Below are 25,471 nucleotides of genomic sequence, written 5' to 3'. Positions count from 1 at the left end.
GGAGAAGGGGTCGGGGGTTGAGGTGAGGACTCCCGGTCCGTCCGCAGGGCGTCAATCGGCGCTGTGGTTGTCCACGAAGTAGGAACTGCAGGCTTCGTCAATCATCTCCGGCACCAGGCGCGGGGGTGAATCGGTGTAATCAGAGATGGAGAGGATGGTCTTGATGATGTCGCGCGCATGAACAGACTGAATGGGGCGGCGGGCATCCCGATACCACTTTTGCAGGATGTGATTGAATCCGGCTTCGTCGAAGGGCACGTCGAAGACCTGGCAAACCTTGATGAAGATCTGGCGGAAGGTTTTTTCATCGGGACCTGCCACTTCAACCTTCATCTGAATGCGGCGCAGAAATGCGCCATCCACCAACTCACTGGGGTCCAGGTTGGTCGAGAAGACGATCAACTGGCGGAATGGGACTTCCATGGTTTGGCCGGAGCGCAGACGCAAGAAGTCAATCCCACTTTCCAACGGCACGATCCAGCGATTCAGCAGCTCTTGCGGACTCATCTGCTGGCGGCCGAAGTCGTCAATCAAGAACATGCCGGCGTTGGCTTTGAGCTGCAGGGGCGCCTCGTAGAATTTGGCGACCGGCTCGTAGCGCAGTTCGAGGGCTTCCATGCGCAGCTCGCCGCCGACCATGACGGAGGGCCGTTGAAAGAGGCCCCAGCGCCGATCTACACCGGCGTTCAGGCGTGCGGCCTGCGGGTCGTTGGGGTCGGCTTTGATCGGCACGTGGACGAGCGGATCGAACACCTGGATGATCTGGCCGCCCATGCAGATGGCGTAGGGAATCCAAATCGGCTCGGTATTGGCGATCAGCTTGGCGACGGCCTGGGCCACGGTCGTCTTACCGTTACCAGGTGGCCCGTAGAGAAAGAGCGATGAGCCGGCGTTGATGGCCGGGCCAATTTTGCGATGAAAGCTTTCTGGCAATATGAGATGACTGAGCGCCTGTTTGACCTGGGCCTGGTTGACGCGCTGTTTGTTGGTGGTTTGGAGCAACACTGAGCGCTTGTAGGCTTCTGCGTCCACCGGTGCTGGCCCGACGTACTGGGTGCGATCCACGGAATCACGGGCGCGCCTGCCGCCCTCGTCGGTTAGACGATAGGTGTAACTGAAACGGAGGGCGCCGGCGCGTACCACTTCAACCAGGTGTTCGTGCGACAGTTCCGAGAGCACCTGGTCAACGATTTGCGGATGCACGCGCAGAATCTCTACGAAACGACCGACGTTGACCTCCCCTTCATTGAACAACAGACGATAGATCAGGTCTGTGATGATGGATGCAGGGATGCCTAGTTGTTCAAGCCGCGTGGGCTGGGTCAGCAGTTGTTTCAAATCATCTGCAATAGCCACTACCTCTCTCCTCTCATCTTCTTCATCCTCTTCTCCTCTTCTCCTCTGCGAGGTGACGGCGGGGTACACATGCTGACGAAATCGCTCGTTCTCAGGTTATGGTGTGCGGTACACAATGACTAGCCGCGGGCGACCTGCCGTAGGTATCGCGCCGGACCAGATGCGCTCTGCGCTGTTGAAGCCAACCTGGACGCTGGTTGGCCCATCACCCTTGAACAGAAATCCGTAGTTGGCGGTTGGTTCGACCAGCCAGCGCCTGATGGCCTGAGTGACATCCCAGCGCAGCCACCCGGGCTGTGAGGGTAGATTTTGGATGTCGAGGGGCTGAGGGTCATGGTCGGCTGGGCTGCTGGCGCCGGGAAGATTCCAGGCCTGACCGGCGTTGGCCTGCTGCCAGGTGGCGGCGGCCGCGGCCCAGCCACGACGCATCACGTGAACGCTGACCGCCAGGGGCGCATCGTTGGAACGATCGTTGAGGTAGAGCTCAAGCCAGGCTCCCAGGATGTCGGCATTGGGCGGCAACAGTTCCTGGTTGAAGGAGATCACTGCGCGGGCGACAGTGTCATGCGAACTTGAGCCAATGCGCAGGATCGGCTCAAGCGCATGGGTGGTAGACGGTGAACCGGCGCCCATCCAGAAATCGTTCGTACCAAAGTAGCCGCGCACGCCCTGCTGCAAGGTCAACGTGTGGGCGTCGGGATTGTAGATGGGGGTGGCCGACGGCGTGGCAGTTGGGGTCGCGGTGGGCAGCGGGGTGGATGTGTGGGTAGCCGTGGCGGTCGGGGTCGGCACCGAGCCATGTGTGGTGTAGACCAGGCTCAGGCTCGGGCGCAAGGTGACATCGCGGCCATACTCACTGCTGGCGAAGCTGACCAGAACCGTGTCGTTGTTGTCTGTCTTGCCCTCCAACAGCAGGCCGCGGTTCGTGGCCGGTTGATTGACCCACAACTGCACGATGTTCGTCATATCGAAGACGCGCCAGCCAGCATAGCTGTCAATGAGCGTGTGTCCGCTTGGCTCGCGTTCGCGGTCGCTGTTGACACCGCCGACCCCTGGCCTGGCCCAGGGCTGCGGGCCTTCGGCGCCCTGCATGGCGCGGTTCCAGGTGACTTCGGTTTCCCACCAGGCGCGCAAGACCCGGTAGACTGACAGGTTCATGGGGGTGACGTTGCTGCGGCTGACCTGGTACATCTTCAGGGTGGCTTGTTGGACCACAGCGCCTGACGGCAGAGCGCTGAGGTCGAAGTGAATCAGCGCCTTCATGTCGGCGGCAGCCGGCCAAAAGTCGTTGGACCAGCGCACGTCCAGGTAGGCGCCGCTGCCATTGTTGGTGTCAGGCGCATACATCTCGATGTCCGCGTCGTGCATGCCGCTGAAACCGCTGCCCTGTTGTAGAACCAGGGTCTGCCAGTAGTCCGGCGTCGGGGTGTTGAGCGGTGTCGGCGTGGGGGTGTAGGTGGGCGTGCTGGTAGCAGTGGGCACGGCGGGGTCGGTGGTGTAGGCAAAGCGCAACGTGGGGCGGGTATCTACCTGCCAGTGCGTGCCACTGCGCATGTCGTAATAGACGGTTTGGCCGTCCAGCCCTTCGATCATCAGCATGACGCCGTAGTTCTGCCCCGGATTGTCGAGCCAGAATTGCAGCAGGGCAGTCACGTCGAGATTGACCCAACCATTGGGCTGGAGAATGCCCTGCGTGGTGGTGGGATCGGTCAGGCGGTCGGTTTCGAGGCCATCAGCGCCGGGCTGTTGCCAGGGGCCGCCGGTGCTGGCCTGCAGCCAGGTGGCCTGCTGTTCCCACCAGCGCCGCGTCATGCGGTAGACCTTGAGCCGGACAGGATGCGGATTGGAGCTGTATTGGAAGTAGAGCGACAACGTGGCGTCGCGCACGGGGGCGCTCCAGGGGATGGTATCGAGGCCAAAGCGCAGCAAGGCGCGTTGGTCCTCAGCGGGGTTGGTGAAGTCGTCCCGCCAGCCGGCCGTGAGCAGCGAAAAGGTGCCGCGGTTGGTGGTGGGCTGCCAGCGGATGATGGTCGTGTCTTGCGTGTCAGTGAAGCCGTAGAGGCCCTGGCGCAAGGTCACTTCGTGCCAGGGGGTGAAGGTGGACGCAGGGGTCGGCGTCGGTGTGGGCTGCTGGCGATCGGTGGAATAGATCAGGCGCAGCAGCGGGCGCAGATTGACCTGACCGTTCTGCGAGCTGAGCGGCGCGTAGGCCACATCGGTGCCGTTGAGGCTGGCGATGGCCAGGAGCAGGCCGTAGTTCTCCTCAGGGTTGGCGACCTGAAATTGCACCAGGTCGGTGACATCGAGCACGATCCAGCCGTCGGATTGCGTAAACGAGAGGTCGGCATTGGTCTCACCGGCGCGATCATGGGCGATGGAATCAGCGCCGGGGAGGCCCCACGGTGCGCCGCTGACCGGGCTGAGCCAGGTGACTTCGCTTTCGTTCCAGGGCCGCAGCAGGCGCCAGCCGCGCAGTTGCACCGGTTCAGCCTGGGTGGCCGGCGGGATGAAGAAGAACATCTGCGCCTCTCGCACGCGCGCGGTGGTGGGCACATCGTCCAGGTCGAAGCGGACGAGCGCGCGTTGGGTATCTGGGCGGTCGTTGGGGCTGCTGCGCCATTGCATGACCAGGTTGGAGTCGCCGCCCAGGGGTACGGTTGGTTGCCAATAGCTGATGGAGGCGTCGTCGGCCACACTTTCGCCATAGCGCCCCTCTTGCACCAGTTTGACCTGCCACGACCCCGGATCGGCATGGCGCACGGTGAGACGTGGGCGCAGCTCTGGCGACGGGTTGTCGGCAGAGGCAAAGGAATAGTAGACGCTCTCCCAGTTCAGGCCCTCGACCTCCAGCACCAGACCGAAATTGCGGTCTGGCGACGCCACCCAGTTGCGGACCAGATTGGTGATTGGGATATGCACCCAACCGCTCGTCTGGTTGATGTTGACCTCGGCCGCGACGGTGGCTTCGCGGTCGTTGCCCAGGCCGGCCGCGCCGCCCGCGACCCAGCTCCCCACGGTTTCGGTGTGGGGGCGCGTCCAGGTGACGGTGGCTTCGGACCAGTGGCGCAGCAGGCCCCACACGCGCAGGCGGGCGGGCGTGGCCTGGTTGCGCTGTGTCACGTACAGGCTGAGCGTGGCCTCGGCTACGGTATCGCTGGAAGGAATCTGCCAGAGGTCCATGCGCAGCAGCGTGCGGTCACCGGGGCCAGGCCAATAGCTGATCCAACTCAGCGTGGTTTCGGGCCGGGCGCCGTAGTTCGTGTTGGGAGTACCGCTGGTGATCGTCGCGTCGTAGAAGCCACGGAAACCATCCTGGCCCTGCACCAGGGTTGTGGTGACCCAGAGGCTCGGCGTGGGCATAGGCGTCGCCGTGTCCGTTGGGGTGGGCGTAGGCGTCGCGGTGTCCGTTGAGGTGGGCGTATTCGTAGCCGTATCGGTCGGGGTGGGGGTATCCGTGGCCGCGTCGGTTACGGTCGGGGTGAAGGTTGGCTCCAGGGGATCGGTGCTGTAAGTTACTTCCAGGCGCGGGCGCAGGCCCTGCACGCTGTGCTCGCGGCTGGCGAGTTCCAGGCGGGCATACTCGTCAGGTTCGCCGCTGACCATGAGGATCAGGCCGGTGTTGCTGGCGTCGTCCGCGACCCATTGCTGGACGAAGTCCAGCAGGTCGAGAGTCACGGTCAAGGTTTGGGTGTGTACGACGGTCAGCGGCCCTGCTTCGCCGCGATCGTCGCCAATGCCGTCCGCGCCGGCCTTGTTCCAGGGCAGGCCCACTTCGGACTCCAGCCAGGTGGCTTCATACTCCAGCCAGGTGCGCAGCATGGGGGCGGCGGTGACGGTGATGGGGCGCTCGACCGTCAGGTCGGTGAAGGTCAATTGCAGGGTTGCGCTGCTTACAGTGGCGGTTGCCGGAATCGAAGCCAGGTCGAAGAACAGCAGAGCACGACTGGTGTTCTCCTCGTAGTCCTGCCATTCCAACGTCACTGTGCCGCGCGTGCCGTCGGGCGTAATCGGGTCGCGGGCGTTCATGGTCGCGTCGCGCGTCCCATTGTAGCCAAACAGGCCCTGTTGGAAGACGGACGTTATCCATTGAGGGGCGGCGGTAGCCCCAGGGGAGAGGACACCGACTTGCATCAGAGCCATGAAGACAGCAGTTAGGGCGACGGGCATGGCGAACAGGGCAACACGAGTTGACAGACGCCTCGTCATCTTTTTTCTCACCTCACGCGTGGTTGGGAGGAGATTATACCCGATACCTACCGAAAACCAGAAACCGCGGCATACGACGCCAGCGTGCGGTTTTGGGCTTTGGGTCACCTTTGGTAGAATGATTGCGTAAGCGTTTTCGCAATACTCAAACGACGAGGATCATGCACAAACTAATGACCAACAGACCCCGCCACCCCTGCCTGTTTCCCCGCTTCTTTGCAGGCGCGCGCCCGGCCCACGCCTTGCCCTGGCTGCTGGCGCTGCTCCTGATTCTACCCTCAGCCCTGGCTGGACACCCGGCCGCGGCGGCCTCCCCGCCCGCGCTGGGCGGAGAGCGCCTGGTGCTGGCTTTCTATTATAACTGGTTCGATGAAAACACCTGGCGCAATGAAAAAGTTCCAGATTTTCCAACCACGCTCTACACCTCGCGCGATCGCGGGGCAATGGCGCGGCAGATCGAGCAGGCGCAGAGCGCCGGCATAGATGCGTTTGTCGTCAGTTGGTACGGCCCGCGCACCGAGAACAACCAGACCGAGACCAACCTGCGCGTGTTGCTGGATGAGGCGGCCGCAAGAAATTTTCGCATAGCCATTGACTTCGAGACGCAGGGGCCATTTTTTGGTTCGAGCGGTGATGTGACGCAGGCGCTGCGTACACTGCTGGCGACGCATGCCAACCATCCGGCCTATCTACGCGTGGACGGGCGCCCCGTGATCTTCTTCTGGCGCCAGCAGCGCTTTGGGGTGGGGGCCTGGCAGGCAATGCGCGACGAGGTTGACCCCGGCCGGCAGACGCTCTGGATCGCCGAGGGGGTGGATATTGGCTTTCAGCAGGTCTTCGACGGCCATCATCTCTACAGCGTGGCCTGGTCGGCCGATCCTGGCGCGCAGTTGCTCAAGTGGGGGCAGCGTGTGCGGGCAGCCAGTCAAACCTGGGGACGCAAAATTTGGGTGGCCACGGTGATGCCTGGTTACAACGATACGCGCACAGGCCGCAGTGATGCCTTTATTCGTGGCCGCGAGGATGGCGCCTACTATGCCAAGACCTGGAATGGCGCCCTGGCAAGCGCCGCGGACTGGGTGATCATCACGTCGTGGAACGAATGGCCCGAAGGAACCTACATCGAGCCAAGCCAGGCCTACGGCAGCCGCTATGTTGACCTGACGCGGGAATGGGCGGCGCGTTACAAGAATGGGGAAGGTGCGGCGCCGGCACCGCTTTCGCCGCCGCGCCCCACAGCCACCCCTGCTCCCACGCCGTCCGCACCGCAGGTGGTTGTGCCGCGCGGCGGAGTCAACCTGCGCGCAGGGCCGGGTGTCACCTATCGTGTGCTGGAGCAGTTGGCTCCTGGTCGCCGGTTACTGATCGTGGGTCGGTCCATCGCGCAGGCTGGCGATGCGGGCTGGTGGCGGGTCTGTTGTGCCGCCCGCGGTGGCGCGGGCTGGGTGGCGGCAAATGTGGTCGAGGCCCACGGCCCGTTGGCGCAGGTGCCGCTTGCGCAGCCGCCCGTGCGGCCGCTGCGCCCCTGGAATCTACCTGAAGGGTAAGATTTCAATCGCTCTGCCTGGGGAGCGCAGCAACGGGAGTTCAATGAAGCAAGGGATCGAGAGGGGAGGAATTGGATGATGGGAGATGCAGTTAGTACCCCGGTGGGCACAGAAGCCGACATCCTGCGGGTCTTGATTGCACGTGACGCCCTGAGCGAGCGCGTGCAGGCGCTGGGCGCGCAGATCAGCCAGGACTATGCAGGACGCGATCTGTTTTTGGTTGCCGTTTTGAAGGGCAGTGTGGTCTTCATGGCCGACCTGATCCGCACGATCACCGTTCCGCATCGGATTGATTTCATGGCCACGTCAAGCTACGGCGCTTCGACCCAATCCACCGGGGCGGTGCAGATTATCAAGGATCTGGAAGAGAGTATCGAAGGCCGTCATGTGCTGATTGTGGAAGACATCATTGACAGCGGGCATACGTTGGCGTATCTGCGGCGCCTGCTGCTGGCCCGCAACCCCGCGTCGCTGCGTATCTGCTCACTGTTGGACAAGAAAGAACGCCGCGAGGCCAACGTGCCGGTGGATTACGTGGGCTTCGTCATTCCGAATGAGTTTGTCGTGGGTTACGGGCTTGACTTCAATGAATTGTACCGCAATCTGCCGTTCATCGGAGTGTTGAAGCCGGAGAAGTATCAGGCCTAGTTCCTGGCCGATCACGTGACCGGCCGGGAACAGGGTTCGGATGGCTGTTGTCAGCGCGCCATGCCATAGAAGAAGTGGACAATCGTCGCAACGCCGCGGCGAATTTGAGCCAGGCTCATCTTTTCGTTAGGGCTGTGCAGCCCATCGTCCGGCAGGCCAAAGCCCATCAGGAGCGATGGCATGTTGAACTTATTCTGGAGAAGCGCGACGATGGGGATGGAGCCGCCCTCGCGTACGAAGAGGGGCGCCACGCCGTAGACGGCCGCGTAGGCGGCGCTGGCTATCTGGATGGCCGGATGATCGAGGTTGACCGTGGCCCCTGGGCCAGACTGGATCGGTTTGATCTCGACACGCACCGTGGGTGGCGCCAGCGCGTGGATGGTCGCGCTGAGCAGGCTGCGAATCTCCTCCGTGTCCTGGTCGGCCACCAGGCGACAGGAGATCTTGGCAATGGCACGCGACGGCAGGACGGTCTTGAGGCCATCGCCGGCAAAGCCCCCGGCCAGGCCGTTGATTTCGAGGGTGGGCCGGCTGCTGGTACGCTCGCTAATGGTGTACTCCGGTTCGCCCCAATCATCGGGCGGGTTACCGGCATCGGCCAGCCAGGCGGCGCGTGTGAAAGGAATCTGTGCCAGGGCGGCGCGGTCATGCTCGGTCAACGGGCGCACGCGGTCGTAGAAATGAGGAACCGCCACGCGGCCATCCGCGTCGTGCAGGCGGGCCAGGATGGTACACAGCGCCTGCAGCGGGTTGTGGACGGCGCCGCCGAACGTGCCGGAGTGCAGATCCCTGCCCGGCCCGGTTACTTCCACATGCACGGCCACCAAACCGCGGACGCTGGTGATGATAACGGGGCAGTCGGGCGCCAGCATGTGGGAATCAGAGATGAGGCACGCGTCAGCCTGGAAGAGATCGTGGTAGGTGTCGAGCACCGCGTCCAGGCTGGGACTACCGATTTCTTCTTCACCTTCGATGAGGAACTTGACATTGACCGGCAGGCGGCCGTCGGCCTGCAAGATGGCGCGGATGGCTGCCAGGTGGATGATGAACTGGCCCTTGTCGTCGGCCGCGCCGCGGGCGTAAACATTGCCCCCATCTATGGTCGGTTCGAAGGGCGGTGTGCGCCAAAGCTCCAGGGGGTCCGCCGGCTGCACATCATAATGCCCGTAACAAAGAACGGTGGGCTGACCGGGCGCGTGCAGCCAGTCGGCATACACGATGGGGTTACGGTTGGTTTCCAGCGTTTGCACATGTTCCAGGCCGATCTCTTGCAGATAGGCGCAGACCCAGTCCGCGGCGCGTTGCACCTCGGACTGGGCAGTCAGCACGGTGCTGACACTGGGGATGCGCAGGAGTTCGAGCAGATCATGCAATAGTTGCGGCTCGTACTGCTGAGCTGCAGACAGGGCGTCGGTCAATGCCATCAGGTAGGCTCCTCCACAAACAGGTTGATCTCCGGGCGATTATCGCATGAGGTGCGAGACGTGTCAAAACTAATTATGAGGCGTGCAAGGCTGAGCCAGGGCCTGCTTGGCCTGATTCTCTGGCTGAGCCTAACCCTACCGGCTGACCCGCTGGCTGCGGCGCCAGCAGCCGCCGATCACATCCAGCCGGTGCGGCAGAGCGGGGCCATCGTGCATGTGGTGCAGGCCGGCGAAACGCTGGGCGCGATTGCCGCGCGCTATGATACCACTGTCGCAGCCCTGGTAGAGGCGAACCGTTTGGAGAACCCTGATCGGCTGGCAATCGGTCAGCGCCTGCTGATTCCGGCGCGGACCTCCGACACCAGGACACAGCCACGCCTGCGTTACCTGGTGCAGCCGGGCGATACGTGGACCGGCCTGGCATCAAAATTTCGCATAGTCAAATTACTATTAATTTCAGCCAATCCGTCCAATTCAAAAGGAAGGCTGGAGCCAGGTCAGGAGATCGAGGTTCCGGTAACGCCGAATTGGGTGGCCCTGGGCGTGCGTCGGTTCGAGATCACGCCGGCGGCGCCGCAGCAGGGGCAGGCGGCTGCGTTGGCGTTGGCTGCCGACTATCCGCTGACGGTCACGGCCCGCTACGCCGGAAGTAATCTGGCGCTGGTGGCGGGGCAGGGGCAGACGTGGGCCTTGTTTGGTGTGCATCCGTTGGCGCCGCCGGGTCTCACCTGGTTGGATGTGGATATTCAAGGCCTGGCCTTGCCGTTTCGCCTGCGCTCGGAGCCGGATGATTTGACCCTGCATCTGCGCTGGCCGGTGCCGGTGCAGGCGGGCAGTTTCGAGACGCAGCACATCGTATTGCCCGCGGCCAAGGGAGGCCTGCTGGCGCCCACGTTGTTGGCCGATGAGCGGGTCAAGCTGAACATCATCTGGCCGCAGCATGAGCTGTCTCCACAGTGGACCGGGGTTTTCACGTCACCGTTGGGCAGCGCGTTTCAGACCACCTCGCCGTTTGGCACGCGGCGCAGCTACAACGGTGGGCCGGTGACCAGTTTTCATGAAGGCCAGGATTATAGCGCGCCGACCGGCACGATCGTGACGGCGCCGGCGCCCGGCGTGGTGGTATTGGCAGAGACGTTGGCGGTGCGCGGTAATGCCGTGATTCTCGACCATGGCGCCGGCCTGCACACCGGCTATTGGCATCTGTCCAAGATCGAGGTCACGGTGGGGCAGCAGGTCAAGGCGGGCGATAAACTGGGCGAGGTCGGCACCACCGGTCTTTCCACCGGCGCACATCTGCACTGGGAGATGCGCGTGGGCCTCATACCGGTGGACCCGTTGACGTGGTTACAGAGGATTTTGCCGTGAGAGTTGGAGGTACAGAAACCCGTTTCTTTAGAAAAAACGGGTTTCTGTGAGTTGATCTGACGCCTGCTCAGCGTTTTTCCCACCAGACGTGGATTTCAGCCAGGCCGGTTCGTTCGAAGTATTCGACAACGACGGTATGGCTACCCTGGTTGAGCACCACATCTTTGTAGAAGCCCGCAATGGCTTGTTCGCGCCACTCGTCAATTTGATTGACCCCATCCACCCAGAGGCGGACGCCATCATCACTGCGTGCGTAGAAGCGATAGGTGCCACCGCTGAAGGCGGCGCTGCGGCTCCACTGGGCGGAGAAGTGATCCGCCTGCACGCTGCTGGGCGCCGGAGAGCCGTAGCCCCAGTTGAAGTTGATGCCGGTATCGCGGCGCGTCAGCACCGGCGCGCCGCTCAAGTCTTCGTTATTGTAGAACTTGGCTGTCCACGCGGCGCTGCTGGGTGGCGGTGGCGTGGGCGGCGGCGGTGGATTGCAGGGGATGCGCAGGCGTTGGCCCACGTAGATACGGTTGATGTCGCCGATCTGGTTGGCGCTGCGCAAAGCCAGAACGCTCACCCGAAAACGGCTGGCGATCTTGGTGAGCGTATCACCACGCTGCACCACATAGCTGATCGGGCACGCGGGCGGCGTACTGGCCGCGGGTATGCACAGAACCTGGCCGATGTGAATGCGGTTCAGATTGGTGATGCCGTTGGCGCGGGCGATGGTCCAGACATCCGTGTGATAGCGGGCTGCGATTTTGGTCAGTGTGTCGCCCGCACGCACGGTGTAATAGGTACAACTGGCCGCGGCCGGCGCACCATCGGTCGGTGCGGCCAGCGCGGCCAACGGTGTGACCAGCAGCAAGCTGGTCAGAACAACGATCAACAACAGTTGCATGGATTTCTTCACGGCACGTTCTCCTTCCCATTTCTTCTGCGGCCCAGCCTGTGACTTGAGCCTGGTGTCACGGGAGTTTCTAAGGGTTTCCGGCCCGCCGGTGGCTGCGCGGCCAATGAACAGAAGTCATGACGTTGCAGCGACAGAGAAAGTGCCGCGTGGAAGCGTGACAAGACACTATCGGCCTGGTGAGATCGCCAGCGCTTATACGGTCTCGATCAGATCGCTCATCTGACGGGCAACGCCGAGCAGGCTAATGCCCAACTTGACCCAATCGCCGGGCTTGAGGCGGGCGACGGCGCTGTTGGCCGGCTCATCGCGGTTGGTGGCAATCCACGCCAGCACCAGGCCAAAGATGGCGCCGATGACAAGGCCAAAGACTAATCGCTGTTGTTTTCTGTCCATCGCTTATTTGCTCCCTGAGTGAGAATGATTTACGAGACAAGAGGTCAGTGAAGTCAATGAAGTCAATGAAGTCAATGAAGTCAATGAAGTCAATGAAGTCAATGAAATCAATGAAATCAATGAAATCAGTGAAATCAGTGAAATCAGTGAAATCAAGTCAATTGGAATGATGCGTCTGGCGTCGCAGTGACCGCAGCAGGACGCGCCCGGTGGTTGACCATCGGGTGTAAACCAGGTGGGCGCGAACCACGGGTGTGACTACCTTATTGGCGCCCTGATCCACCATCGTTTGTGCCCAGCGCACTTTGGCCTGGGCCTGTGGCGCCAGGGCGTGCGTCTTGCGCTTCAGGGCCAGTGTGCCACGCACGGCAAAGAACATGGCGACGAGCGGCAAGATACACATGATGAAGGAAAGAATCGAGAGAATAATGAGCGACACGTCGCGTAAGGCTTGAATCAACACGGTGATCTCCCACATTTTTTCGCCTCGGCAGGCGCACGGTATGGTGCCGAGGATTGCACAGTTTGAATCTTCCAGCTACTTCCAGCTACTTCCAGCTACTTCCAGTTACTTCTTTTCGGGCGGCGTGTCGGTGTTTGCCAGTTGCCCGCGCCGGTCGCGTGAGCGACGCTGGAGAGGGCCTGGCTCAACGATCGCGAAGATGGTCAGAACAATCAGGCACGCGATCAGGACGAAACCGATGATCTCCCAGAAGGTCAGATAAAAAACCACGTGTTCCCCTTTTTTGTTTGCTGGGGGCGCCAGGAGTTCGTTCCACAGGCGCCGACCGGCGGGCGCATAGCGGTGAGCTATGGCACGCGCGCCATAGTCTGACCCCGCCGCTGACTTTCGGCCTCCGCCAGTGCAATGGCGCCAATGAGGACCACGTCATCGCCCAGGGCAGCGGAAACGATGGAGAGGCCCTCCCAATACTGATGTGGCGCACGGGCACGGATAACTTCCCAAATGGCGTCGGTCAGCAGCGCGCCCACCTTCATGACACTGCCCCCAAGCACGATCATACGCGGGTTGAAGAGATGCAGCAGGCTGGTGATGCCGACGCCCAGGTAGAACCCCGCGCGTCGAAATTCGGCTTGCGCCAAGCGGTCACCGGCCTTGGCCGCATCATGCAGTTCTTTGGCCGTGATACGACTGAGATCACCGGCCACCATGTCCGTGACCATGCTGGTGGCGCCCTGGTGCAGGGCCTCCACGGCATGGCGGGCGATGCTTGGCCCACTGGCATAGGCCTCCAGGCAACCGCTATTGCCGCACAGACAGCGCGCGCCCTGCGCTTCCACCGTCATGTGCCCCACCTCGGCTGCGAAGCCGTGACTGCCCAGGAGCATCCCACCATGCGTAATGATACCGCCGCCCACGCCGGTGCTTACCGTGATGTAGATCATGTCGGCAATATCACGCCCGGCTCCATAACGGTTCTCAGCCAGGGCGGCCAGGTTGGCGTCGTTGCCCAGGAATGTCGGTAGGCCATAAGCCCCGGCGATGATGTTACGCAACGGCACCATGTCCCAACCGGGCAGGTTTGGCGCAAATACGATCACGCCAGACGTTGGATCGAGCGGGCCAGGCGCGGCCAACCCAATCGCCTTGACAGTGCCCTGATCTGGCTTGGGCCAAACTTGGTCAACCAGGGATTTGATGCGTTCGATGACGGCATCCTGACCCTCATCGGCCTTGGTGGCGGTAGCCACGCGCCGGTAGATCTGGCCCGTGGCGTCGCTCAGGGCCGCGCGCACCTGCGTGCCGCCCAAATCAACCCCAATCACATACGCGTGCATAGCTTGCTGCGCTCCCTTTTGCGCCTGATGGCAGGCGTCATTATCTCTTAATTGACTATACCAACGCCAGTGCGATTTGTCAACCGGGAAGGGCTTTGGTAGAATTCAGATCAGCGCCCTCGTAGCTCAGGGGATAGAGCAGCTGTCTTCTAAACAGCGGGTCGCGGGTTCGAGTCCTGCCGGGGGTACTCAAGCGCTTTTGCACAAAGCAGGAACGATTTTGACAGGATTGACAGGATGCACAGGATGGGGTTTCGCTCTATCCTGTCAATCCTGTCAATCCTGTCCGAACGACTTACCGGTCAAAGACCCAGGATCAGCTTGGCCACACTGAGGTAGATGAAGAGGCCGGTTGCATCCACCAGGGTGCTCATGAACGGACCGGAAACGATGGCCGGGTCCACCTTCAGGCGCGTGGCGAGCAGTGGCAGCAGCGAGCCGACGATGTTGGCCCAGATGACGATGAGCAGCAGTCCGACGCCCACGGCCAGCGCGACACCGGGATTGGTGTGCCAAAGTAAGGCGCGAACGACGCCCACCGCCGACATGACGACGCCGAGCACAATACCGGTGCGCAGCTCATGCCACAGGGTGTGGAAGGCGTCGCGCAGCGCGATTTCGCCGATGGCCAGGGCGCGAATGATCGTACTGGTGGATTGTGACCCGGCATTACCGCCGGTGCCGATGAGCAGCGGCACGAAGAAAGCCAATGCCACTTCGGCCTTTAGTTCGCCCTCGAACACGCGCAGCACGGTTCCGGTCAGGGTTTCGGTCAGGAACAGCAGCAGCAGCCAGCCCACGCGGCTGCGCGCCACCTGCATGACCGACGTTGATAAATACGCGCGGGTCAGCGGTTGTGCACCGCCCAGGCGCTGGATGTCTTCGGTGGCTTCCGCCTCGATCACCTCGACCACGTCACTGTGGGTGATGATGCCGAGCAAGCGCCCGTCGGCGTTGACCACCGGCAAGGACAGGAGTTCATAGCGGGTCATCCGCCGTGCGGCCTCTTCCTGGTCGGCGCTGGCTTCGATGGCAATCACGTCTGAGCGCATGATGTCGCGCACGAGCGCGTCGGGCGGGGCGCTGAGCAGTTCGTATAGCGTTACCACGCCACACAACAGGCCCTGGGCATCAGCCACGTACAAGGTGTAGACTGTTTCCGCACGCGGATCGGGCGCCCACAGGCGCACAGCGGTGAGTGCGTCGCTGATGGTCATGCGGCGACGCAGCGCCATGAATTCACTGGTCATGATGCCGCCAGCTGTGTCTTCCGGATGTACCAGGAGCGGCCTGATTTCATCGGGATCTTCGAGGGCGGCCAGAATGGCAGAAGTGCGCTCGGGCGGCAAATCGCCCAGTAGGTCGGCCGCCTCGTCAGGCTCCATTTCATCAATGATGCGCACAAGGTCCTGATCGCTCAACGACTCGGCCAGGTCAGCCGCTTCCTGGTCGTCCAGCCATTCAAGGATATCGGCTGAATCCTCTTCGTCCATCTGGGGTAGGAGTTCTTCTTGATCCTGTTCGTCCAACTCAGAGAAGACTTCCGCCTGGTCGGCCGGCCGTAGCTGCTCCAGGACGCCTACCGCGGCCTGGAAATTTCCGACTTCGAGTGCCGCTCGCACCGAAGCCAGGGTCTCATCTAAATCAAAAACCCGCTCCATGTTGCCTCCTTCTTGCTTGGTTTAACTATGCGCCGGAGCGCAAGGCTGCTTCCACAGGTCAAGCGGCGAAGTCAGACAACAGGAGCGGGTTGCAACACAGCGTGCCGCCCGCAAAATTCAAGGCATGGCGCGGTCAGTCAGGGTGACGTTGCATACCTCCTGGTTGCTGGCTTCTCTTGGTGCAACGATTGGGATTTGCGCAAAGGGCATCGTCAAGATGAGCAAACCAACAACGTTGCCGCCATCGAACTGCCTATTATCAGACTGGCTACGCGAGGGTAAATTATCGTCTTGCATACATGTTGCCTCCCCAGTAACCCGCGCAAGGGATAACGGTTCGTCGTCGGCATAACGACATACCAGGGCAGGTAGTGTTCCTCTCGTTCGTGCGTTCAAAATGACGCGCCGTGGGCGCATCCGGGGCTCTGATTGTTATTGTACGCCCGTAATTGCCGATTTGTCAAACGTAGCTTTTGTGCCGACTACGGGTTTCATTCGTTGCGCAGCCATCCTGTTGGGGCTGGCAGGCAAGATGAGCAGTGACTGAGAAGAAGAAGTGAGAAGTAAGAAGTGAGAAGTAAGAAGTGAGAAGGAGGAGCGATGGATAAGATCAAGGTGATTCTCAACCCCTATGCAGGCCGTTGGCTGGCCTCACGTTTGCGCCCAGTCATCGAGGAAACGCTGACGGCCCTGGACATTCCGTTTGAGCTGGAGCTCACAACCAAGCCGGGGACAGGCATTGAGATGGCGCGCCAGGCCAGCCTGGATGGTTTTCCGGTGGTGGTGGCTGCCGGCGGCGACGGCACGGTCAGTGAAGTGGTCAACGGCTTGGCCTTAGCGGCTGATGCCCTGGGCAAGCCCACGGCTGGCATCCTGGGCGTGCTGCCGATTGGCTCGGCCAACGACATGGCCGAGATTGCCGGCGTTCCCATCCAGCTGCGGGCGGCCTGTGAGGCGATCAAGCGCGGGCGCACGCGCCGCATTGACCTGGGCGTGGTCAATGGCCGCTATTTTGACAACAACGTGGGCGCCGGCTTCGAGGCGCAGGTCACCATCGAAAGCCGCAAGATCAAGCTCCTGCGTGGCACCCTGCTCTATCTGATCGCCGTGTTTCGGGCACTGTCACACTACCCATCACCCACCATGCGCATCACCTGGGACGACGGCGAACTGCAGCGCTCTCTGCTCATGGTCTCCATCGGCAATGGCCGACGCACCGGCGGCGGCTTCTTTGTGACACCGGACGCCGTTCAGGACGATGGCCTGCTCGATCTGGGCGTGGCCAATGCCCTGCCGCGCCTGCAAATTTTGCAACTGCTGCCCAAGGTGATGCGCGGCACGCACAAGAATGACCCCGCCATCTTTTTAACCCGTTCGACTCACATCACGGTGGAGTCAGACTACCCCCTGCCGGTGCATGCCGACGGCGAGATAATCTACACCGACGCCAAACGCCTGGACATTTCCATTCAACCTGCCCGCCTGGAGATGATTGTCTGATACGGGCATCCGGCATACGCTGTGGTATAATCTTCCCCAATGGAATTCTCAACGACGACTCAGCTCAATCGTGACACGCCAGCCTCCCCCCCTCCTGCTTCCTGGTCACCTGTCGGGGATCGCGTGCGTCTGTCCCCGCTCGCTGTGCCGTTGATCTCCGTACGGGGCGGGATCAGCTCCAGTCTCTGGCGCATCGGGCCGGCTTGGGTAGTCGCGGCGGCCGCGTGGCATGCGCGGCCGGCCGCCTGGAACGCGGCCTTTCTGCTGCAACTGCTCAGCGCAGTCGTGCTGGCCGACGCGATCTGGGGCATCTTCTGGCAGGTGTTGCGCTATGACCCGGCCGCAGTCAGTATCGCGCCGGCCGCGCGCAAGCGACCTGCCCGCTTGCCGTACGCGCTGACGGACGCGCCGGCCGCGCGCTTGTGGCGTTGGCTGGCAGACGAAGCGCAACCAGGCTATGCCCTGCAGGGCTGGCCCCTGGCGTTACTCTTGTCGGTTCTCGTGGCCTTCCCCCTCGGTCGCACCGCCGTCGGCCTGACCCTGGCTGTCATCCTGGTGAGCCTGCTGGGCCTGGTTTGGATTCGCCGCACGCGCCGGGCGCCGGCCAGCCTGCTGGCCTTGCTCAGCGTGACGCTGCCCTGGCTGCTGGGGCAGGCGCTGGTGGGTCCGGCGACGGTCACGACGCTGGGTTTGATCGCGGGATTCACGCTGTTGGTGTGGGGCCTGCTGCGCTGTCAACAACAAGCGCCCCTGGTGTGGCTGACGCCGCTCGGGACGATAGTGGTGGTCGTTACGCTCATCCTGCAACCGGCGCCGGTCGCGGCCGGCCTGACCGGTTTCTTGGGTCTGATTCCATACTGGTACGGATTGGGGCAACCGGCCACCATCTCGGCCGCACACTGGGCGCAGGTGTACCCGTGGCTGCTCGCTACCCTGCTGGTGGCAGCTGGCGCGTAGAAAAATGTTGAATGAACGTAACTGCTCAGGCGGCCCCCCTGCCCTCCAATTTGGGGGGAAAGCATTCGGCTCCCCCAGGATTGGGGGGCAGGGGGGCACTCCGGGCGCTACCGAGACCATTCTCACTGCCTGGCTGAGCAGTTACGAATGGACTGCGCCATTATGGCGCAAGGATAACCCATGCGAATTGTACGCTATGCATATCAGGCGCCATTGCGTGGCGCAGTGCGCCATTATGGCGCAGTGCGCCATTATGGCGCAGAGGATGTCATCGGCTCTGCGCCATGTGTGGCGCATGGTGTGCTGCAACAGGACGAGCACATTCTGAGGCTGGCTTCGTCTCCGTTTCATGGCGCGTGGGAAACAATGGGCGCGCCTGTGCCATTGGCCCAGGTGCGGCTGCTCGCGCCCTGCGAACCCAGCAAGATCGTGTGCATTGGCCGCAACTACGCCGCCCACGCGGCCGAGCATCAAGCGCCGGTGCCCTCCCAGCCGCTCATCTTCCTCAAGCCGCCCAGCGCACTGCTCGCGCCCGGCGCCGCCATCGAGCTGACGCCGCTATCCGCGCAGGTCGAGCATGAGGCCGAGCTGGTGGTGGTCATTGGCCGTCGTTGCCGCCATGTGCCCGCCGCGCAGGCGCTGGCGATGGTCCTGGGCTACACCTGCGGCAACGACGTGACCGCGCGCGATTTGCAGCGCCAGGACGGCCAGTGGGCGCGCGCCAAAGGCTTCGACACCTTCTGCCCGCTTGGCCCGTGGATCGAAACCGACCTCGATCCAACCCAGGTCGAGGTCACCTGCCTGGTCAACGGCGCCGAACGCCAGCGCGGCTCCACCGCAGACCTGATCTTCCCGGTCGCACAGTTGATCGCTTACGTCACCCAGGCCATGACCCTGGAGCCGGGCGATGTCATCATGACAGGTACACCAGCCGGGGTAGGCCCGCTGCACGCCGGCGATGAGGTCGTCGTGCGTATCAGCGGCATCGGCGAGCTGCGCAATGCGGTCATCTAGGATTTTCGAGGAGAGTTTTTCACATGCGTCACCTATTGGATATCAGCGACCTGTCACCCGCCGAGGTATGGCAGATTCTGCACACAGCCGCAGCCCTGAAAGCAGAGTGGCGTCAGGCCGGTAATGCCCCCATCCTGGCCGGCAAGGCATTGGGCATGATCTTTCAGAAGCCTTCGCTGCGCACGCGTGTTTCATTCGAAATGGCCATGCAGCACCTGGGCGGTCACGCCATTTACCTCGCGCCCAACGAGATCTCCCTGGGCGCACGTGAGAGTGTGCCAGACGTCGCGCGGGTGCTGGCCCGCTATGTGGATGCCATCATGGCCCGTGTCTTCGATCATCAGCACATCCTGCAGTTGGCTCAAGTCGCCGGCATACCCGTCATCAACGGCCTGTCTGATTTCAGTCATCCGTGCCAGGCCCTCAGCGACCTGTTCACCATCTATGAGAAGCACGGGCGTCTGGCCGGGCTGAAGCTGGCGTACGTCGGTGACGGCAACAACGTCGCTGTCTCACTGGCGCAGGCCGGCGCGCGCACAGGCATGCACATCACCATAGCCGCGCCGCCCGGCTTTCAGATTGCCGCCGCCGTGGGGCAGGCCGCCGCGGCCGAGGCGCTCCGGCAGGGGGGCAGCCTCACCCTGACCGCTGACCCGTTCGCGGCCGTGGCCGGCGCCGACATCATCTACACCGATACCTGGGCCAGCATGGGCCAGGAGGCTGAGGCCGGCCAGCGGCGCCTGGTCTTCCCCCCCTACCAGGTCAATGACGCGCTCCTCAAGGCCAGCGGCAACGCCGACGTACTCGTGATGCACTGTCTGCCCGCGCATCGTGGCGAGGAAATCACCGATGACGTCGCGGATGGTCCACACTCGGTGTTATGGGACCAAGCCGGGAATCGGATGCACTGCCAGAAGGCCATCCTGGCCCTCTTGTTGGCCTGACTCATCCAGGGAGTTCGTTCGTCTTGAGCGCGATCACCGGAATTTTAAGTCGCTTCACGTTCCAGAGCGCCGTCGACATACTACTCGTGGCGGCGGTCTTCTACGCGTTACTGCGCCTGTTCCGGGGCACCGCGGCCGTGCAACTGTTGCGCGGCATCCTGGTCTTGACTTTCGGAGTAGTGCTTGTCACCAACATGGTGGAACTGACCGCCTTTCGCTGGCTGGTCAGCAATTCGCTGAATGTCGTGTTAGTGGCGATCCCGGTCATCTTTCAGCCAGAGCTGCGCCGCGCGCTGGAAAAGCTAGGCCGCACAACGCCGCTCTTCGGCCGGCGCGCATCGCAGGCCGCGACCGAATTCCTGGTCAGTGAGTTGATTCGCACCGTGGACACGCTCTCCCAGCGGAAGCATGGCGCGATCATCATCCTGGAAGGCACGACCGGCCTGGAGGAGTACATCGAAACCGGCACGCGGCTCGATTCAACCGTTTCGCATGAATTGTTACTGACGATCTTTTTTCCTAACACGGCCCTCCACGATGGCGCAGTCATCGTGCGCAGCGACCGTATCCTGGCCGCTGGCTGCGTCTTGCCGCTGACACAGCGGCAGTTTGCAGACACGCAGATGGGAACACGGCACCGGGCCGCGGTCGGCATCACCGAGCAAAACGATGCCCTCTCCATCGTCGTTTCGGAAGAAACAGGCATCATCTCGGTCTCGCGCCATGGCCGCATCGTGCGCCGGCTGGACGAAAAACGGCTGCGGAAGATCCTGCAGGGTTTCTACGAACCGCGGCTGCAGCCGCAAAATGAGCGCTGAGAACGACGAAAACGCGATAAAAACGATGAACAGAGTCTCCGGGTTCTTCAACAACATAGGCTCCATCCTGCTGGCGCTCATCCTGGCCCTGATCGTATGGGTCGTCGCGGTGCAGCAGCAAGGACCCCCTGGTAGAGAATGTCTATGACCGCACGATTCCCATCACCCGCATTGGCCCGGACCAGGGCGTCGTGCCGTTTGGCGGCCTGTTGGAGCGTGTGCAGATTCGCATCCGTGCGCCGCAGTCGAGTTGGACCACCCTGGCGGCTTCTAATTTCGCGGCGCAGCTGGACCTGCGCGGCCTCGCGGCCGGCTCATACAACATCCCCCTGCTGGTTACGAGCAGTGACCCCCGTGTGACGATTGTCAGCCGCCAGCCCGAAGATGTGTCGGTGGTGCTGGAGCCTTTCATCGAACTCGAGATGCAGGTGCTGGTCAATATCACCGCGCAGCCGTCGTTCAGTTACCACATGCCGTCGCCGCTGGTGATAACGCCGATGACAGTGACGGTGGGCGGCGCGCAGCAATTGGTAGAGCAGGTGGCCTCGGCCGTCGCGCAGGTTTCCCTCGCCAACGTCACCGCGCCGGTGGCCGTGCGTCGCCCGGTCATTCTGCTGGATCTACAAGGCGGGGAGATCAGCAACGGTCTGACGGTGGAGCCGCCGACGGTGGTCGTTTCGGCGACCGTCGAACAGCGCCCTGGCTATCGCGTATTACCCGTGGTGCCCAAGCGCACCGGTCAGCCCGCGCCCGGTTATCGCTATACGAGCATTGATGTGGAACCGTCAGAGGTAGTCGTCTATGGCAGCCCCGCGACCATTGATACCCTGCCTGGCTATGTGGGAACGGCCGAGGTGCCCATCGAGGGCGCAGTGGGTGATGTGAGCGAGCGCGTGGCCCTGGAATTGCCTGAAAATGTCTCGGTCGTCGGCGACACGCAGAGCGTCCTGGTGCGCATTCACATCACCCCGCTGGAGGACAGCATCACGGTCAGTCGCTCGCCGGTCTTCCTGGGATTGGGCGAGGGCCTGACCGCGACGACCAATCTGAAAATTGTAGAGATCGTGCTGGCCGGCCCGGTGCCGCGCCTCAACGCGTTGACGCCGGGGGATGTGCGGGTCGTGCTCAACCTGGTCGGTCTGGAGCCGGGACTGCACAGTCTGGAACCAGAAGTCATTGTGCCGGAGGGGCTGCGCGCGGAGAGCGTCGTGCCGCGCACGGTGCCGGTGGAAGTGCGACTCATACCATCGCCCACGGTGACGGTCACAGTCACAGTGACAGTCACCATCACGGTCACGCCCAGGCCGCTATCCACCCCGGTGGTGCCGCCGAGGCGCTGAGAGAATAATAGAGAGAAGCTATGACAAAACCAATTGTCGCCTTAGTCGGGCGACCTAATGTAGGCAAATCTACCCTGTTCAACCGCCTGGTGGGGCAACGCCTGGCGATCGTCGAGGATTTGCCGGGCACCACGCGCGACCGCATCTATGCCGAAGCGCAATGGACCAGCGTTCCCTTTACGTTGGTGGACACCGGCGGCCTGGAAGCACTCACCCAGCCCGCGCGCCCGTCACCGGAACAGCCGGCTGCCCTCGCGACGGCTTCGTCAGGCTATGTGCGCGAGATTCGTGAGCAGGCTCTCATCGCCATCCAGGAGGCCAACGTGGTCGTCTTCGTGGTGGACAGCGAAGAAGGCATCACCGCCGGCGATCGTGACGTAGCCGAGATCCTGCGCCGCGTGGCCGACAAGGTAGTGCTGTGCGCCAACAAGGCCGACAACGCAGAGCGGCGCCAGGCCGCGGTGGAGTTCTGGGAACTGGGGCTGGGCGAGCCGCTGGCAGTGTCGGCCATCCACGGCACCGGCACCGGCGACTTGCTCGATGCCATTGTCGAGCTTCTGCCGCCCGCGGTCGAAGAAGTGACCGACGATTCGATCCGGATCGGTATCGTGGGCCGGCCCAACGTCGGCAAGTCCTCGCTCCTCAATGCGCTGTTAGGCCATGATCGTGCCATCGTCAGCGAGCTGCCCGGCAGCACGCGCGATGCCATTGACACCGCGCTGACCTATGAAGGGCAGACTATCACCCTGATTGACACCGCCGGCATCCGCCGCCGCGGCAAGGTCGAGGTGGGCATCGAAAAGTACAGCGTCCTGCGCGCGCTCAAGGCCATCGAACGGGCCGATGTGGTGCTGCTGTTGGTGGATGCCGTGGAGAAGGTCACGGCCCAGGACACCCACGTCGCCGGTTTCATCCTGGAGGAGCACAAGAGCGCGGTCGTCATCGTCAACAAATGGGATGCCATCGAGAAAGATGAGCATACCATGAACGAGTACCGCGACCAGATGCGCGGCGAGTTGCGTTTCATGGACTATGTCCCGGTGATCTTCATCAGCGCCAAGACGCACCAGCGCGTCAACACGGTTCTGCCCACCGCACTGCGCGTGGTGCAAGCGCGGCGGCTGCGCATCACCACCGGTGAGTTGAACCGTCTGCTGCGCAGCGCGGTGGACGCAAACCAGCCGCGTTTCAAGGGCGGGCGGCGTTTGCGTTTCTACTTTGCCACCCAGGCCAGTATCAACCCCCCCACCTTTGTGATCTTCGTCAACGACCCGGAGCTGTTGCACTTTTCGTATGAACGCTACCTGGAGAACCAGATTCGCGCGCAATACCCCTTCGAGGGCACGCCCATCAAGCTGGTGTTCCGCGGCAAAGTCGGCGCCGACGATGCAGAGGTGTGATGATTTTCGGATTTCGGATTTTTATCCCCCCTCAGTTGAGGATTCATGTCGCGTATTCGCTTTATTGAAATAACCCTGCTCGTCGCGTTGGTGGCCGCGTTGACCTTCTTTGGCTACATTGGTTATGAGGCCATTCCCAAACCGACGCCGACGCCGATTCCCCGCCTGACCTTCGACGGCGCGCTGGCGCTGGAGCAGGTTGATGCCCAAATGGCTTTCGGCCCGCGCCCCACCGGCAGCGAGGCCAACCTGCGCCTGGGCGACGCCATCACCCAGACCTTGCAAGCGCTCGGCTGGCAGACGACCATTCAGGACTTCACTTATCGCGACACCCCGGCGCGCAATATCCTGGCCCACCGTGCCGCTGTATCAGCGGCCGGGCCGACGCCAGGGCCAACGCGGAGCAGCGCCAGGCGCCCGGTCGTGCTGCTGGGCGCGCATTACGACACACGGCTGTACGCGGACAACGACCCGGATGTCAGCCGGCGTGATGAACCGGTGCCGGGCGCCAACGACGGCGCCAGCGGCGTGGCGGTTCTCCTGGAGCTGGCGCGCAGCCTGGACGCGGCGGCCATCGGGGATGACATCTGGCTGGCCTTCTTCGACGCAGAGGACAACGGCCGCATCAACGGCTGGGAGTTCATCGCCGGCTCGCGCTTCATGGCGCAGAATCTGCCGATGCCGACGAAGCCCGAGGTGGTGATTGTTGTGGACATGATTGGCGACGCCGATCAGCAGATCTACCTGGAGCGCAACTCAGACGAGAAGTACCAGCAGCAGCTCTGGCAAATCGCGGCCAGGCTCGGTTTCGAGACGGTATTCATCCCCGAGCCCAAGTGGACCATGGTGGATGACCATATCCCCTTCAAGGAAGCAGGAATTCCGGCCGTGGACATCATTGATTTCGATTACCCCTACTGGCACACGACCCAGGATACGACCGACAAACTCAGCGGGGACAGCCTGGAACGAGTGGGGCGCGTGCTGGAGGTTTGGCTCGAAGAGACGAGGTAACGCATGACTCTGCGCCCCGCACATCGCCTTGATCGCATTCCCCCCTATGTCTTTGCCGCCCTGGCCGCGCGCGTCCGTGCCCTGGAAGCCCAGGGCCTGGACATCATTCGCCTGGACATCGGCAGCCCGGATTTGCCACCGGCCGATTTCATCATCGAGGCGCTGGCCGCGGCCAGCCGCCGGCCCGATCTGCACGGCTATCCCAGCTACACCGGCACGCCCGCCCTGCGCCGCGCCATCGCCGCCTATTACGAACGTCGCTACGGCGTCAGTCTGCACCCTGACCAGGAAGTCCTGCCGCTGATTGGCTCCAAAGAGGGTATCGTCAACCTGACCGTCGCCTGGCTCGATCCGGGCGACCTGGCGCTCGTGCCGGACCCCGCCTACCCGGTCTACCAGATGGCCGCGTTCATCGCGGGCGGAGAGGTCTATACCCTGCCATTGGCCGCGGAAAACGGCTACCTGCCTGACCTGGACGCCATCCCGGCCGCGGTGGCGCAGCGCGCGCGGCTGCTGTGGCTGAACTACCCGAACAATCCGACCGGCGCCACGGCCGACCTGGCCTTCTTCGAGCGGGCGGTCCATTTTGCCCGCCGCCATGAGATTCTGCTCTGCCATGATGCCCCATACTGTGACGTGACCTTCGACGACTATCGGGCGCCCAGCCTGCTGTCCGTGCCGGGCGCCAGGGAGGTGGCGGTGGAGTTCAACTCCTTGAGCAAGTCGCACAACATGGCCGGTTGGCGCGTGGGCATGGCGCTGGGCAACCCGACGGCCATCAAGGCGCTGACCCTGGTCAAAAGCAATGCTGATTCGGGCATCTTCACCGCCATTCAGGAAGCAGCTATCACGGCGCTGACGGGCGATCAGTCCTGGCTGCAGGCGCGCAACGCCATCTACCAAGCGCGGCGCGACCTGGTGCTGGCAGGACTGGCCGCGGCCGGGATTCAGGCGGAAGCGCCCCAAGCCGGCCTTTACGTCTGGGCAGCCGTGCCGCCCGGCTTCAGCGCGGCCGCCTTTGCCACCCTGCTGTTGGAGGGAACGGGCGTCAGTCTGACGCCTGGCTCGGCCTTCGGCGCGCACGGCGAGGGCTTTGTGCGTGCTTCCCTGGGACTCGATACCGAACGCATTCAGGAAGCGATGCGCCGCGTGGGCGCATTTCGCTGGTAACGAATAGGAG

General features: G+C 62.7%; 22 protein-coding genes and 1 tRNA gene. 13 read left to right on the top strand and 10 right to left on the bottom strand.

What is annotated here, in order from left to right:
* Positions 1 to 51: 51 nt before the first annotated feature.
* Complete coding sequence (locus IPM84_27260; GenBank protein ID MBK9096388.1) at positions 52 to 1,356, bottom strand: AAA family ATPase; 1,305 nt, start codon at positions 1,354 to 1,356, stop codon at positions 52 to 54.
* Between the two features lie 96 nt (positions 1,357 to 1,452).
* Positions 1,453 to 5,562, bottom strand: a complete 4,110-nt coding sequence (locus tag IPM84_27255; protein MBK9096387.1) for a DNRLRE domain-containing protein — start codon at positions 5,560 to 5,562, stop codon at positions 1,453 to 1,455.
* A 161-nt stretch (positions 5,563 to 5,723) separates the two neighbouring features.
* Between IPM84_27255 and IPM84_27250 the strand changes: the two genes are divergently transcribed.
* Positions 5,724 to 7,109 carry a glycoside hydrolase family 99-like domain-containing protein gene (locus IPM84_27250; protein ID MBK9096386.1) on the top strand — a complete coding sequence of 462 codons (1,386 nt, stop codon included), beginning with the start codon at positions 5,724 to 5,726 and terminating at the stop codon, positions 7,107 to 7,109.
* A 78-nt stretch (positions 7,110 to 7,187) separates the two neighbouring features.
* A complete protein-coding gene (gene hpt / locus IPM84_27245; protein ID MBK9096385.1) occupies positions 7,188 to 7,757 on the top strand; it encodes a hypoxanthine phosphoribosyltransferase in 570 nt (189 codons plus the stop codon).
* A gap of 50 nt (positions 7,758 to 7,807) precedes the next feature.
* Here hpt and IPM84_27240 read toward each other — a convergent pair whose 3' ends face one another.
* Positions 7,808 to 9,181, bottom strand: a complete 1,374-nt coding sequence (locus IPM84_27240) for a dipeptidase (protein MBK9096384.1) — start codon at positions 9,179 to 9,181, stop codon at positions 7,808 to 7,810.
* A 60-nt stretch (positions 9,182 to 9,241) separates the two neighbouring features.
* On the opposite strand from IPM84_27240, the gene IPM84_27235 reads away from it, so the two are divergent.
* Positions 9,242 to 10,549, top strand: coding sequence for a peptidoglycan DD-metalloendopeptidase family protein (locus tag IPM84_27235; GenBank protein MBK9096383.1), 1,308 nt, complete (start codon positions 9,242 to 9,244; stop codon positions 10,547 to 10,549).
* A gap of 67 nt (positions 10,550 to 10,616) precedes the next feature.
* Here the strand turns inward: IPM84_27235 and IPM84_27230 are convergent, their stop codons facing one another.
* From IPM84_27230 to IPM84_27210, 5 genes are all read right to left on the bottom strand, one after another.
* A complete protein-coding gene (locus IPM84_27230) occupies positions 10,617 to 11,450 on the bottom strand; it encodes a LysM peptidoglycan-binding domain-containing protein (protein MBK9096382.1) in 834 nt (277 codons plus the stop codon).
* Between the two features lie 192 nt (positions 11,451 to 11,642).
* Positions 11,643 to 11,843, bottom strand: a complete 201-nt coding sequence (locus IPM84_27225; protein ID MBK9096381.1) for a hypothetical protein — start codon at positions 11,841 to 11,843, stop codon at positions 11,643 to 11,645.
* A gap of 157 nt (positions 11,844 to 12,000) precedes the next feature.
* A complete protein-coding gene (locus IPM84_27220; GenBank protein MBK9096380.1) occupies positions 12,001 to 12,321 on the bottom strand; it encodes a hypothetical protein in 321 nt (106 codons plus the stop codon).
* Between the two features lie 90 nt (positions 12,322 to 12,411).
* A complete protein-coding gene (locus IPM84_27215; protein MBK9096379.1) occupies positions 12,412 to 12,576 on the bottom strand; it encodes a hypothetical protein in 165 nt (54 codons plus the stop codon).
* Between the two features lie 77 nt (positions 12,577 to 12,653).
* Complete coding sequence (locus IPM84_27210) at positions 12,654 to 13,643, bottom strand: ROK family protein (protein MBK9096378.1); 990 nt, start codon at positions 13,641 to 13,643, stop codon at positions 12,654 to 12,656.
* Between the two features lie 115 nt (positions 13,644 to 13,758).
* On the opposite strand from IPM84_27210, the gene IPM84_27205 reads away from it, so the two are divergent.
* Positions 13,759 to 13,831: transfer RNA gene (locus IPM84_27205), tRNA-Arg, on the top strand.
* Positions 13,832 to 13,945: 114 nt separating this feature from the next.
* On the opposite strand, the gene mgtE is transcribed toward IPM84_27205, so the two are convergent.
* A complete protein-coding gene (gene mgtE / locus IPM84_27200) occupies positions 13,946 to 15,304 on the bottom strand; it encodes a magnesium transporter (protein ID MBK9096377.1) in 1,359 nt (452 codons plus the stop codon).
* Positions 15,305 to 15,421: 117 nt separating this feature from the next.
* Entirely contained in the window at positions 15,422 to 15,601 is a 180-nt protein-coding gene (locus IPM84_27195; protein MBK9096376.1) for a hypothetical protein, read from the bottom strand.
* A 303-nt stretch (positions 15,602 to 15,904) separates the two neighbouring features.
* Here IPM84_27195 and IPM84_27190 point away from each other — a divergent pair, with 303 nt between their 5' ends.
* The 9 genes from IPM84_27190 to IPM84_27150 all read left to right on the top strand — a co-directional run bounded on the left by IPM84_27190 (position 15,905) and on the right by IPM84_27150 (position 25,461).
* Positions 15,905 to 16,804 (top strand): diacylglycerol kinase family lipid kinase, encoded by a 900-nt coding sequence (locus IPM84_27190; GenBank protein MBK9096375.1) that lies wholly within the window; start codon positions 15,905 to 15,907, stop codon positions 16,802 to 16,804.
* Positions 16,805 to 16,927: 123 nt separating this feature from the next.
* Positions 16,928 to 17,761, top strand: a complete 834-nt coding sequence (locus tag IPM84_27185; GenBank protein MBK9096374.1) for a hypothetical protein — start codon at positions 16,928 to 16,930, stop codon at positions 17,759 to 17,761.
* Positions 17,762 to 17,941: 180 nt separating this feature from the next.
* Positions 17,942 to 18,775, top strand: a complete 834-nt coding sequence (locus IPM84_27180) for a fumarylacetoacetate hydrolase family protein (GenBank protein ID MBK9096373.1) — start codon at positions 17,942 to 17,944, stop codon at positions 18,773 to 18,775.
* Between the two features lie 23 nt (positions 18,776 to 18,798).
* A complete protein-coding gene (gene argF / locus IPM84_27175) occupies positions 18,799 to 19,719 on the top strand; it encodes an ornithine carbamoyltransferase (GenBank protein ID MBK9096372.1) in 921 nt (306 codons plus the stop codon).
* Entirely contained in the window at positions 19,656 to 20,537 is an 882-nt protein-coding gene (locus IPM84_27170) for a TIGR00159 family protein (protein MBK9096371.1), read from the top strand. The genes argF and IPM84_27170 overlap by 64 nt, the downstream gene beginning before the upstream one ends.
* A 191-nt stretch (positions 20,538 to 20,728) precedes the next feature.
* Positions 20,729 to 21,877: a hypothetical protein gene (locus IPM84_27165; protein MBK9096370.1), complete on the top strand. Its 1,149-nt coding sequence runs from the start codon at positions 20,729 to 20,731 to the stop codon at positions 21,875 to 21,877.
* A gap of 20 nt (positions 21,878 to 21,897) precedes the next feature.
* On the top strand, positions 21,898 to 23,277 hold the full coding sequence (der, locus tag IPM84_27160; GenBank protein MBK9096369.1) for a ribosome biogenesis GTPase Der: 1,380 nt from the start codon (positions 21,898 to 21,900) through the stop codon (positions 23,275 to 23,277).
* A gap of 45 nt (positions 23,278 to 23,322) precedes the next feature.
* On the top strand, positions 23,323 to 24,291 hold the full coding sequence (locus IPM84_27155; protein ID MBK9096368.1) for a M28 family peptidase: 969 nt from the start codon (positions 23,323 to 23,325) through the stop codon (positions 24,289 to 24,291).
* Positions 24,292 to 24,300: 9 nt separating this feature from the next.
* Entirely contained in the window at positions 24,301 to 25,461 is a 1,161-nt protein-coding gene (locus IPM84_27150; GenBank protein MBK9096367.1) for an LL-diaminopimelate aminotransferase, read from the top strand.
* Positions 25,462 to 25,471: the final 10 nt, after the last annotated feature.

The sequence above is a fragment of the Candidatus Amarolinea dominans genome, from assembly GCA_016719785.1.
GTDB classification, from domain to species: domain Bacteria; phylum Chloroflexota; class Anaerolineae; order SSC4; family Amarolineaceae; genus Amarolinea; species Amarolinea dominans.
This window is presented reverse-complemented; position numbering and strand designations above follow the sequence as displayed.

Excerpts from the sequence above, each read along its gene's own strand:
- der (MBK9096369.1), top strand. The coding sequence starts at position 21,898 with ATGACAAAACCAATTGTCGCCTTAGTCGGGCGACCTAATGTAGGCAAA.
- IPM84_27195 (MBK9096376.1), bottom strand. The coding sequence starts at position 15,601 with ATGCAAGACGATAATTTACCCTCGCGTAGCCAGTCTGATAATAGGCAG.
- IPM84_27180 (MBK9096373.1), top strand. The coding sequence starts at position 17,942 with ATGCGAATTGTACGCTATGCATATCAGGCGCCATTGCGTGGCGCAGTG.
- argF (MBK9096372.1), top strand. The coding sequence starts at position 18,799 with ATGCGTCACCTATTGGATATCAGCGACCTGTCACCCGCCGAGGTATGG.
- IPM84_27240 (MBK9096384.1), bottom strand. The coding sequence starts at position 9,181 with ATGGCATTGACCGACGCCCTGTCTGCAGCTCAGCAGTACGAGCCGCAA.
- IPM84_27250 (MBK9096386.1), top strand. The coding sequence starts at position 5,724 with ATGCACAAACTAATGACCAACAGACCCCGCCACCCCTGCCTGTTTCCC.
- IPM84_27225 (MBK9096381.1), bottom strand. The coding sequence starts at position 11,843 with ATGGACAGAAAACAACAGCGATTAGTCTTTGGCCTTGTCATCGGCGCC.
- IPM84_27155 (MBK9096368.1), top strand. The coding sequence starts at position 23,323 with ATGTCGCGTATTCGCTTTATTGAAATAACCCTGCTCGTCGCGTTGGTG.
- IPM84_27170 (MBK9096371.1), top strand. The coding sequence starts at position 19,656 with ATGGGACCAAGCCGGGAATCGGATGCACTGCCAGAAGGCCATCCTGGC.
- IPM84_27210 (MBK9096378.1), bottom strand. The coding sequence starts at position 13,643 with ATGCACGCGTATGTGATTGGGGTTGATTTGGGCGGCACGCAGGTGCGC.
- hpt (MBK9096385.1), top strand. The coding sequence starts at position 7,188 with ATGGGAGATGCAGTTAGTACCCCGGTGGGCACAGAAGCCGACATCCTG.
- IPM84_27255 (MBK9096387.1), bottom strand. The coding sequence starts at position 5,562 with ATGACGAGGCGTCTGTCAACTCGTGTTGCCCTGTTCGCCATGCCCGTC.
- IPM84_27220 (MBK9096380.1), bottom strand. The coding sequence starts at position 12,321 with ATGTGGGAGATCACCGTGTTGATTCAAGCCTTACGCGACGTGTCGCTC.
- mgtE (MBK9096377.1), bottom strand. The coding sequence starts at position 15,304 with ATGGAGCGGGTTTTTGATTTAGATGAGACCCTGGCTTCGGTGCGAGCG.
- IPM84_27190 (MBK9096375.1), top strand. The coding sequence starts at position 15,905 with ATGGATAAGATCAAGGTGATTCTCAACCCCTATGCAGGCCGTTGGCTG.